At 70.8% G+C, this 10,378-nt stretch carries 11 protein-coding genes; 6 read left to right on the forward strand and 5 right to left on the reverse strand.

What is annotated here, in order from left to right; genetic code table 11:
* Nucleotides 1-89: 89 nt before the first annotated feature.
* The gene (locus tag KIK06_RS08620) at nucleotides 90-620 is read right to left on the reverse strand and encodes an NUDIX domain-containing protein (protein WP_268642717.1); all 531 of its coding nucleotides are present in this window, start codon (nucleotides 618-620) and stop codon (nucleotides 90-92) included.
* Nucleotides 621-786: 166 nt separating this feature from the next.
* Here KIK06_RS08620 and KIK06_RS08625 point away from each other — a divergent pair, with 166 nt between their 5' ends.
* Complete coding sequence (locus KIK06_RS08625; RefSeq protein ID WP_268642718.1) at nucleotides 787-1,374, forward strand: HD domain-containing protein; 588 nt, start codon at nucleotides 787-789, stop codon at nucleotides 1,372-1,374.
* A 197-nt stretch (nucleotides 1,375-1,571) separates the two neighbouring features.
* Complete coding sequence (locus KIK06_RS08630; RefSeq protein WP_268642719.1) at nucleotides 1,572-2,105, forward strand: NUDIX domain-containing protein; 534 nt, start codon at nucleotides 1,572-1,574, stop codon at nucleotides 2,103-2,105.
* A 456-nt stretch (nucleotides 2,106-2,561) separates the two neighbouring features.
* Here the strand turns inward: KIK06_RS08630 and iscB are convergent, their stop codons facing one another.
* Together iscB and KIK06_RS08640 are read right to left on the reverse strand one after the other, a co-directional pair.
* A complete protein-coding gene (gene iscB, locus KIK06_RS08635; RefSeq protein WP_268642720.1) occupies nucleotides 2,562-3,995 on the reverse strand; it encodes an RNA-guided endonuclease IscB in 1,434 nt (477 codons plus the stop codon).
* A gap of 326 nt (nucleotides 3,996-4,321) precedes the next feature.
* On the reverse strand, nucleotides 4,322-4,882 hold the full coding sequence (locus tag KIK06_RS08640) for an ATP-binding protein (protein WP_268642721.1): 561 nt from the start codon (nucleotides 4,880-4,882) through the stop codon (nucleotides 4,322-4,324).
* Nucleotides 4,883-5,102: 220 nt separating this feature from the next.
* On the opposite strand from KIK06_RS08640, the gene KIK06_RS08645 reads away from it, so the two are divergent.
* From KIK06_RS08645 to dhaL, 4 genes are all read left to right on the forward strand, one after another.
* Nucleotides 5,103-5,957 carry a helix-turn-helix domain-containing protein gene (locus tag KIK06_RS08645; RefSeq protein ID WP_268642722.1) on the forward strand — a complete coding sequence of 285 codons (855 nt, stop codon included), beginning with the start codon at nucleotides 5,103-5,105 and terminating at the stop codon, nucleotides 5,955-5,957.
* Between the two features lie 5 nt (nucleotides 5,958-5,962).
* Entirely contained in the window at nucleotides 5,963-6,205 is a 243-nt protein-coding gene (locus KIK06_RS08650) for a DUF397 domain-containing protein (RefSeq protein WP_268645906.1), read from the forward strand.
* Between the two features lie 121 nt (nucleotides 6,206-6,326).
* The gene (locus tag KIK06_RS08655) at nucleotides 6,327-7,325 is read left to right on the forward strand and encodes a dihydroxyacetone kinase subunit DhaK (protein ID WP_268642723.1); all 999 of its coding nucleotides are present in this window, start codon (nucleotides 6,327-6,329) and stop codon (nucleotides 7,323-7,325) included.
* 29 nt (nucleotides 7,326-7,354) lie between these two features.
* Complete coding sequence (gene dhaL, locus KIK06_RS08660; RefSeq protein WP_268642724.1) at nucleotides 7,355-7,999, forward strand: dihydroxyacetone kinase subunit DhaL; 645 nt, start codon at nucleotides 7,355-7,357, stop codon at nucleotides 7,997-7,999.
* 84 nt (nucleotides 8,000-8,083) lie between these two features.
* Here the strand turns inward: dhaL and KIK06_RS08665 are convergent, their stop codons facing one another.
* Together KIK06_RS08665 and KIK06_RS08670 are read right to left on the reverse strand one after the other, a co-directional pair.
* Nucleotides 8,084-9,547 carry an MDR family MFS transporter gene (locus tag KIK06_RS08665; protein WP_268642725.1) on the reverse strand — a complete coding sequence of 488 codons (1,464 nt, stop codon included), beginning with the start codon at nucleotides 9,545-9,547 and terminating at the stop codon, nucleotides 8,084-8,086.
* Nucleotides 9,544-10,365, reverse strand: a complete 822-nt coding sequence (locus KIK06_RS08670; protein WP_268642726.1) for an ATP-binding cassette domain-containing protein — start codon at nucleotides 10,363-10,365, stop codon at nucleotides 9,544-9,546. Before KIK06_RS08670 ends, KIK06_RS08665 begins: the two co-directional genes overlap by 4 nt.
* Nucleotides 10,366-10,378 lie beyond the last annotated feature (13 nt).

Below are 10,378 nucleotides of genomic sequence, written 5' to 3' on the forward strand. Positions count from 1 at the left end.
GGTACGTGCGTGGCCGGGTGTTCAACCGGCTCATGTTGGCGCCCGCGCTCGTCCTGAGTTGACCGAGTTCGACACTCACACGCATGCGTTCACAACAGGCTGAGGGCCCTGTACACGGCGACGACGGTGGACGCGCCGACGATCTCACCGCGATCGATCATCGCGACGGCCTCGTCGATGGGCCACCAGGCGATCTCCTGGGCTTCGTTGATGTCGGGAGCCGTGTCGGTCAGGTCGGCCCCGCGTGCGAGGTAGATGATCTGCGGCTGGTCGACCGAACCGATCGCGGGCTGGAAGGTGACCAGGTGCTCCATGAATCTGGGGCGCCATCCGGTCTCCTCCTCGACCTCGCGGGCGGCCGCTGCTGTGAGGTCCTCGGCATGGTCGACGTATCCGCCGGGGAGTTCCCACACCCACCGGTCGATGATGAACCGGTGCCTGCGCATGAGCAGGACTTCCTTCTGGTCGTTGACGACGACGGTCATGGCGGCCGGGGGCATCTTCACGACGTACTGGGTGAAGGACACCCCGTCGGGGAGGGTGACATCGACCGTGCTGAGCCTGATGTGCCGGTTCCCGTCCACGAGCTTCTCGCCGTGGATGGTCCACTGGGTAGTCACATCCGCACCCTAGCTGTCCGGGATCGCTCCTCCGCGACCACGAACCCCTGACCGACCGTATCCGGGTGTTGTTGGATGGTCACGGAGTGTCGGCGGCCACAAGCCGCGAACTCGACGGCATCCGGTACGCGATCCGCCTCGCCAAGGCGTAGAAAGAAGAACCCGTATGGACGAGACGACCCGCGTCGCCCACCTCCTCTACGAGGCCGGAACGCTCAAGAACCAGCGGCGCACCGGTTGGTGGATCGCCGGGGTTCGCGACCCGGAGTCGGTGGCCGAACACTCCTGGCGGACCTCCCTGGTCGCGTCGGTCATCGCGTCGATGGAGGGCGCCGACCCGGCACAGACCGCCCTGATCGCCACCTGGCACGACACCGGGGAGACCCGCAGCGGCGACGTCAACCACCTGGGGCGCAGGTACATCGACGGTTCGGCCGATCCCCGCGACATCGCGGCCGACCAGACCGAGGGGATGCCCGCACCGCTGGCGGAACTCGTGCGGGGCGCGGTCGCCGAGTACGAGGCTCAGGAGACCGCGGAGGCGGTGTGCGCCAAGGACGCCGACAAGCTCGAATGCCTGATCCAGGGCGTCGAGTACAAGGCCCAGGGGTACGCGTCGGCGCAGCGGTGGATCGACAACTCCCGCGCGAGGCTCAGGACGAGGAGTGGTCAGGCGCTCGCTGACGCGGTGCTCGCGGGCGAGCCGATGGACTGGCTGCGCGCCGCGATGGGTGAGGACCAGCGCAAGGCTTGACTCATGGGGGCCGGGAAGGGTGTCGGCCCTCCTCAGGGAACTGAAGCGGGCCGAACCGGAGCCATCCCCGCAAGTGAGGACCTGGGACCGGAACACCATCACGGTTGCGGAAGTTCGCCGAGCAGTGCGATACGGAGCTTCGCCTGGGGCTGTGATTGTGTGGGGTCCTCATCCGTCGCCGATGCTGGAGGATAGCTGTGCGCTGGACTGTCCACTCCGAGGAGGAGCTGTACCGGGACCGGTGGTTGGACATCCGGGTGGCGGACGTGGAGATCACCGGAGGACGCCATCTGGAGCACCGGTTGATCCGCACGGGACCGGGCGCGGGTGCCGTGGTGATGAACGCTCAGGACGAGGTGCTGCTGGAGTGGCGGCACCGGTTCATCCCGGACACGTGGGCATATGAGATTCCGATCGGCGGCATCCACGAAGGCGAGTCGGCGGAGGCGGCGGCCGCGCGTGAGGTGCTGGAGGAGACGGGGTGGCGGCCGGGGCCGCTCCGCCCCCTGGTCTACGTTCAGCCCACTCCAGGGATCTCGGACTCCGAGCACCACATCTTCTTCGCCGACTCGGCGGAGCACGTGGGTGGCCCCGCGGAGGACTGGGAGGCGGAGCGCATCGAATGGGTCCCGCTCGCCGAGGTGCCGAAGCTGGTGGCCGAGCGCAGGATCGTGTCGGGCACGTCGATGGCGGCGCTGTTGCAGGTGTATGGGGTGGGGCGTCCCGTGTAGCAGTCCTCAACGGGTCCGTTCACGAGGGCAGAGGGGTGGGGCGGACGGGCACCCGTCCGCCCCACCCTGGTTCGCGGGATTCGTCAGACGTGGGCCGGAACCGGGTCCAGGAGGCGGGTCAGGGTTCCGGCGTCGGGGACCTCGGCCAGGCCGGTGGAGGAAGCCACCCAGTACGAACCCGTCTCCTCCCCGTACCAGACGACCAGGCGCCGGTGGCGGTCCTGGACGGTGGCAGCGAGCGCGTGTTCGGGGGCGAACTCGGCGCGGTGGCTGCCCAGGCGGGGTGAGCGCTCAGCACGGGGACGACGGCAGGACGGGTGCGAGCACGCCGGGCACGCGGGGCCGATCAGGGGAGTGCGCCGGGGCAGGGACGGGCGGGATCGATGGATCAGGTCGCTGGACGGGCGCGGGGGATTCGATGCTTCATCGGTGTGTTGGGCGTGGAAACCCGGTCCTTCAGGGCCGGGAGGAAACGCCCTCCTCCTTCCGGATCGTGTAGGCGTAGCCGTCGGCTCGCTGGAGCAGACGGACGTGTTTGTGTCGAATGCCTTGGACGGTGCCGTGGGCGGTAGTGATGTTGAAGCTCCCCGAGGCGCGCACGGCGACTCGCCCGGTATGGGTTCCTGCCTTTTTCCCGGTGGGCACGACGGCGCGGACCAGGTCGCCGGTCGCGAACCCGAAGAAGCGCTTGGTGCGGGGCAACCGCAGCCGGGGGAACCCGTGCCGGTCGGGGCGGGTGCGGGCGTAGGACCCACGTCCAGCGCACCCCGCGACCAGAATCCTGTCAACGACTGCGGTGATCGTGTCGAGTTTGCCGACGGCCAACGCGTCCAGGGTGTGGGACTTGGGCAGCCGGTTGCGGGTGCGGTTCCACTTGGTGCGCCCGCCCGTGCCGACGTGAGTGGGCAGGCGGGAGTCGAGGGCACGCCACAGCGCCCACCGAGTGGACTGGACAGCGGCGGCGTCCTTCAACGGAGTCTTGGCCCGAGCCAGGATCCGGGCCAAGGCCCTGGGGTTGCGTACGAACTCCTCCACGGTGCGGTTGGCCTTGGCCTGGTTGCAGGGCACACAGGCCAGCACCAGGTTGGAGACCCGGTCGGAACCGCCCTTCGAGCGCGGGTGGACATGGTCGAGGTTGAGTGGGGTGTTCGTGGCGCCGCAGTAGACGCAGGTCCGGCCGAACTTCGCCAGCAGATACTCTCGCACCTCGAACCCGTGCAGCGTCCCCTGCTGGTACTCGGCCCCCTCCAACGACCGTCCGGCGGCCAGAGCGTGGGTATCGAACGCCACCCGCTCCACGTGCACCGACCGCACGGGAGCGAGCCGGGACAACCGGTCCACCCAGGACACAGTGGTGTCCGGACGGTGCCGGAGGCTGGGCGAAAGCCACCCCTGGGGGCGAGTCCGGTTGGCGAACCGGGGAGGGCGGTGGCGCAGGTTCACCGACCGGCGACGCCTGCGGTAACCGGACCGCTGGCCCATCTTCTTACGGATCTGAGCGCCGCGGTGGTCGAGCTGGATACTGTACCGGCCCCGCCGTTCACCGGCTTCTTCAGTGAACACGGCGATGCCGGTGTGCTTCGACCCGGGATCGATGCCGATCTCGACGCCGTCGATCTGGGAGTCGGCGGCAGTGCGGTCCTTGAGCCGGATGGTGAAGGGGGTGTGCCGGTGGACAACGGCTCGGCCCTTCGCCAGGAGCGTGCGGGCCCTGGCTGGTGGGCAGGGCTGAAGCGGTGTGCCGTGCTTGTCGAGGACGAACACGTACGGGTGGATGGTGTGGGCCTCACGGCCCCGCTCCCCGGCCCCGGAGGGCTCGGGGGTGACGCCGGAACCGCCAGGTGAGGCGGTACCGGTCTCCCCTCGACCATGTTCCGCACCGGGTACCACGCGAGCGTGGTCTCCGCGCCCCGTTTCGTTCCCGATCCGGGGAGTGTCTGCTGGCGCGGATTCCAGGGCCTGGCGCTGAGGAAGCACGCCAGGGTGGGTCTGCTGTCCTGTACGGAACGTAGCCATCAAGGTCACCTCCTTGTTCGCGATGGCTGGGTCTGGTATTGGCGGCCCTCAACCACGCGGGTGGAAGGCCCGGTCCTTCAGGACCGGGATCCCTTTACCGAATCCTTCCTTGACTCTTTGCAGTGGTTTGGGACTGGTTTGTGTGGCTCAGAGGAGCGTTGCCGCGCTCTTCTGAGCCTTTCTGGTTTCCGGGGCGTGAATCAGAGCCCGGGCCAGGCGCTGTCGGCGAAGTCGTAGGCGAGGAAGCACCACACCTGGCGGTAGCCGGGCTGGCCGTTGTCGCCCCAGCGGGTGGACAGGGCGTCGACCATGGCCAGGCCGCGCCCGGCCTCGGCGGAGGGGTCCAGGCCGCCGGGGTCGGGGGCGAGGTACTCACGGTCGCGGTGGCCGACGACGCGGTTGGTGGGCGTGCCCTCGTCCCGGCAGGTGAGGGTGATGCCGTCGCGGTGGCGCTGGGCCAGAAGCGAGTAGGAGCCGCCGGGCAGGCCGGAGCGGGTGTGCGCGAGCGCGTTGGCGGCCAGTTCCGAGCCGAGCAGGGTGAACAGGTGGCGGTACTCGTCGTCACGGTGGGCGGAGAGGGTGCCCAGGTAGGCGCGTGCCAGAGGCAGGTAGAGCGGCGAGGGACCGAAGTCGTAGCGGCGGACGCGGTAGTGGGCGTCGTCGGGGCTGCCGGTGAAGTAGTGCCGGTAGTAGGGGTGGACCAGCTCCATGAGCGGGACGGTCACCTCGGGCAGGGTGGGCGGCGGCGCGAGAGAGCGCATGGCGAACAGACTCCTTGGCGTGTGGGAGTGGGCAACGGTTCGCGCGAGCCCGTGGGAGGTTTCCCGGTTGCCGGGGCAGGGAGGACGGGCGCGCAGTAGCGTGACCGACATGGGCACTGAGTGAGATGCCAGTCACTCGCTATGCATCTATAGTGAGAGTGGATTCCACTGGAGTCAAGTGGAATCCACCAAGAAATCAAAACAAGGCTAGGCTGACACCATGGCCGCTCCGTACAGTCCCACCGTCCGACGCCGACGCCTGTCCGCAGAGCTCAGGCGGCTTCGCGCCGAGTGCAAGATGACTCTCCTCGAAGCCGCCAAGAAGGCCGGGATGGGAAAGTCGAACCTGAGCAAGATCGAACAGGCCGAGTCCAAGACCGTCCCCGCAGCCACCCTCGACAAGTTGTTGGACCTCTACGAGGTGGATGACCCCGAGACACGCTCAGCCATGCATGAGCTGTCCAAACTGGCGGGACAGAAGGGGTGGTGGTCCCAGTACAAGGACCTTCTCCCGCAGATACTGGCCGACTTCGAGGCCGAAGCGTGTGCCCTGCGTACTTACGAGGCCCAGGTCCTCCCTGGACTGCTCCAGACGCCCGAGTACGCGGATGCGATCTTTCGGGCCAACCGTGTGCGGGATGACGACGAGATCGCCCAGCGCGTGGCAGCTCGCGTAACACGTCAAGGCATCCTCAAGCGGGCGAATCCGCCCACCTATCAGGCGATCATCGACGAGGCCACCCTTCGACGAATCGTCGGATCGCCAGAGATCATGGGTGCTCAACTGCAGCACCTGGCTCGCATGGCGGCCCGCCCCAACGTCGACATCTACGTTCTGCCCTTCTCCGCCGGTGCCCATCCAGCCACTGAGGGCAGCTTCGTGATCATGGACTTCCCCGATCGACGGGACTCCAGCATCGCCTACCTAGAAAACCCCGTCACTAGCATGTACCTGGAAGAAGACCACCAGATCAGGATGTTCAACGACATGTTCGGTGGGGCTCAGGGATGCTCCATGACCCCGGCCCAGTCCCTGACCTTCATCGAGGGCATCCTCAAAACCACAGAAGAGTGAGCACAGTGTCGGACCAGTTGGTGTGGCGGAAAAGCAGTTACAGCGGCGTCAACGGTAACTGCGTGGAGGTCGCCCACATCCCCGCGAACTTCCGCAAGAGCAGCTACAGCGGCCAAAGCCAGAACTGCGTGGAGGTCGGCTCCCTCCCCTGCGGCGCGGCCGTCCGGGACTCGAAGAACCCGGCCAAGGGTCACCTCCCCTTCCCCGCCGCCGAGTGGGACGCCTTCCTCTCCACCGCCAAACTCTGACCCCCCGCGCCCCGCCGATCCCGGCGGGGCCCCTCCCCGCGCGGCTCTGGCTCCTCCGGGGTCCGCCGTGGTTGGATGTGCCACGCCAGCCAACACAGGGGCTACTTGACGGGGGCAGCGCATGCGCCGACAGTTCATCAACTCTCCCGGGGACGTGGTGCCCGAGGCCCTGGCGGGCTTCGCGGCCGCGTGGCCGCACCACGTCAGCTGGAGCCCGGAGCCGAGCTACGTCGTCCGCGCCGCCCCCACCCGGGGCAAGGTCGCGGTCGTCTCCGGCGGCGGGTCCGGCCACGAACCCCTCCACGTGGGCTTCGTGGGCGAGGGCATGCTCGACGCGGCGGTGCCCGGCGCGGTCTTCGCCTCCCCCACCGCCATGCAGATCAAGGCCGCCTCGCTGGCCGCCGACGGCGGCCGGGGCGTCCTGCACGTGGTCAAGAACTACACCGGCGACGTGCTCAACTTCCGCATCGCCGGTGAACTCCTGGCCGACGAGGGCGTGCGCACCGAGTTCGTGCTGGTCGACGACGACCTGGCCACGGACACCGACGACCCCGACGCCCCGGGACGGCGCGGCACGGCCGCCGTCGTCGCGGTGGAGAAGGTGTGCGGGGCGGCGGCCGAACGCGGCGCGGACCTGGAGACGCTGGCCAAGCTCGGCCGCCGGGTGGTGGCGGGCAGCCGCACGCTGTCAGTGGCCCTGGCCGCCGGAGCCCACCCCGGCCAGTCCGAGCCCTCCTTCGAGCTGCCCGCCGACGAGGTCGAGTTCGGCGTGGGCATCCACGGCGAGCGGGCCCGCGAGCGCCGTGCGTTCAGTCCCACGAGTGAGATCGTCCCCCAGATGACCGCTCCGGTGATCGAGGCGCTGGGACTGGAGCGCGGCGAGCGGGTGATCGTGATCGTCAACGGCCTGGGCAGCACGCACGACCTGGAGCTGTACGGGGTGTTCGGCGAGGTCCGGCGCGTGCTGGAGGCGGCCGGGATCGAGACCGCGCGCTCGCTGGTCGGCTCCTACGTCACCTCGCTGGACATGGCGGGCTGCTCGGTGACGCTGGTGCGCGCCGACGACGAGATCCTCGACCTGTGGGACGCCCCCGTGGCCACCCCCGCGCTGACCTGGTGAACCGACCGCGACCGCAGAGGAGAACCGAGATGGCCGACCAGCTCAGCCCCGTCCTCGCCGACCGCTGGGTCCGCGGCTTCGCGGCCGCGGTGGAGGAGGCGAACGACCGGCTGACCGACATGGACCGGCGCAGCGGCGACGGCGACTTCGGCGTGAACATGACGACCGGCCTGCGCCGCGCCCTGGCCGACCTGCCCGACCGGCCGGACACCCCGGGCACGCCGTTCCAGGTGCTCAGCGACACCTTCCTGTCCCACAGCGGCGGCACGAGCGGCCCGCTGTTCGGCATGTGGTTCCGCGACTTCGCCAAGGTGGGGGCGCAGGTGGACTTCCTGACCCTGGGCGCGGTGGCCGAGGCCAGCCAGAAGGGCTGGGACACCGTCACCCGGCTGGGGTCGGCCAAGGTCGGCGACCGCACGATGGTCGACGCCATCGCCCCCGCGACCGAGGCCCTGAAGCGGTCGGAGCAGGAGGCCGACTCCCTGGAGGCGGGGCTGCGGGCGGCGGCGGAGGCCGCCGAGCGGGGTGCGGAGGGCACCAGCCAGATCCTGGGCCGCAAGGGTCGGACGAGCTACGTGGGCGAGGCGGCCCTGGGCGTGCCGGACCCGGGCGCGGTCACGATCGGCCTGTTCTACCGTGCCGCGCTCGACGCCGTGGCGGGCACGAGCAGCTGACGCGCCTCCGGGGCCGGGTCGCGCCGTCGCGCGGCCCGACCCCTGTCATCGGTGCGTCGGTCGTGAAGACCCGGTCCTTCCGGGTCAGGAGGGCACGCGGACACCGGTCTTCGGCGTCCCCGAAGCCGTGCGCGGAACGCAGGCGGCCCCGAGCAGGGGCACGGCGGCCAGGACGATCCAGACCGCCGGGCCGCCGAGGTCCAGGAGCGCTCCGACCGGCACGCTCCCCAGGAGCACCACCAGCCCCGACAGCGACGACAGCGCGCCGGTGAACAGGCCGAGTCGGGCGCCGTCGACCAGGTCGGGCACCCAGGCGCGCACGGTCGGCACGATGAGGACCTGCCCGAGGGTGATGGCGGTGACGAGCACGGCGGAGGGCACCAGGCCGCCGAGCGAGGTCATCGGTGCGAGGACGGGCACGGCGGCGAACCCGACCGCGAGTAGCGCCAGGCCCCACCGGACGGTCGCCCGGTGGGACAGGCGGCCGCCGACCCAGCGCAGCACGGGCAGCTGGGCGGCGATGTAGAGCAGCGACGCCCACGCCAGCAGCCAGCCCAGGGCGGTCTGTGTGCCGGTCGCGCGTTCGAGTTCGCCGGGCAGCGCCAGGTAGAGCTGGTTGTAGGCCAGGAGGTAGGTGCTGTAGGCCAGGCACAGCAGCAGGAACCGGCGGTGGCCGAGCAGGGCGCGCAACCCCTCCCCCAGGCGCGGACGGTCCCGGACGTCGGGGGCGCCGGGCGCGCGGCGCGGCATCCAGCGCAGGTGCGCGGCCAGGACCAGGGTGAACACGCCCGCGCCGACGAGGCAGGCGGCCGGGAAGCCGGTGAACAGCAGCAGCGTGCCCAGGGGCGGACCGATGAGCGTACCCGCCTGACCGGCGACGGAGAACAGGCCGAGCACGCGGGTGCGCGGTGTGCCGGTGGCGTGTTCGTGGCGCACGGCCTGCCGGGCGACCTCGGTCTCGACCGCCGGGGAGAACAGGGCGGCGGCGAACCCGATGAGCAGCACGGAGGCGATGACCGACCCGGTGTCACGGGCGAACGCCAGCCAGGCGAACCCGACCACGCGCAGCACGCAGCCGACCAGGACGACCGGGCGCGCCCCGAACCGGTCGGTGAGCGCCCCGCCGACGACGAACAAACCCTGCTGGCTGAACGTCCGCAGCCCCAGGACCAGGCCGACCAGCCACCCGGCGAGGCCGATCGCGTCGGTGAGGTGGGCGGCCAGGTAGGGCAGGACGGCGAAGAACCCGATGTTGAACGCCAGCTGCGATCCGATCAGCAGGCGGGTGACCGGTCCGACCGCGCGCAGGTCGCCCCGCAGGCCGGGGTGACGCGTGACGGGACCGGGGATCCGCCGTCCACGACGCGTTCCGCGTGGGTGGGGGTGCCTGCCGGGAGTGTCCGCCCGGCGGTCGTCCGCGTCCCCCAGCGGGCGGTGCCGTGCGTCGGGTCCGTCCGCCCGGGGTTCGCGCGGGTCCGGGTCCGGACCGGCGCCCTCCGTGTTCGCGGTCGCGGCCGAGGGGCCGGGACCGGTGGCGGGCGGGGTCACGGCGCGCTCGCGACGGGGGCGTCCGCCGCCGGGACGATCGAGGGCGTCGCGGCCACGAGTTCGCGCGTGTGGGGGTGTTCGGGCTCGGCGCACACGCGGCGCGCGGGTCCGGTCTCCACGATCCGGCCGCCGTGCATCACCGCGACCCGGTGCGCCAGGTGGCGGACGAGCGCCAGATCGTGGCAGATGAACAGGTAGCCGACGCCGAGTTCGTCCTGGAGGTCGGTGAGCAGGTTGAGCACCCCGGCGCGGACGGAGGAGTCCAGCGCCGAGACCGGCTCGTCGAGGACCATCAGGCGCGGCTGGCTGGCCAGCGCCCGGGCGATGCCGACGCGCTGGCACTGGCCGCCGGACAGTTCGTGCGGCAGCCGGTCGCCGTACTCGGGGCCCAGGCCCACCCGGTCCAGGAGTTCGGCGACCCGGTCGGGGCCGGTCACGCGGTCCCAGCGGCCCTGGACGCGCAGGGGTTCGGCGACGGCGTCGCGCACGCGCAGGCGGGGGCTGAGGGAGCCGTAGGGGTCCTGGAAGACCGGTTGGAGGGCGGGGCGCAGGGGGCGCAGGTCCCGTTCGTCCATGCCGGTGAGTTCCCGGCCCTGGAAGCACACCGAGCCCCCGTCGGGGCGGCGCAGGCCGAGCACGGCCGAGGCGGTGCTGGACTTGCCGCACCCCGACTCCCCCACCAGGGCGAGCGTCTCCCCCGCGGACAGGTCGAAGGAGACGCCGTCGACCGCGAGTACGGGCTCGGCTCGGCGACCGCGGGCCGGGTAGCGCACGACGAGGTCGCGGACCCGCAGCAGGGGCGGGGCGGGGTCGGTCATGGTGTCCTTCCTC

It is taken from the genome of Nocardiopsis sp. EMB25 (assembly GCF_026797795.1).
GTDB lineage: Bacteria > Actinomycetota > Actinomycetes > Streptosporangiales > Streptosporangiaceae > Nocardiopsis > Nocardiopsis lucentensis.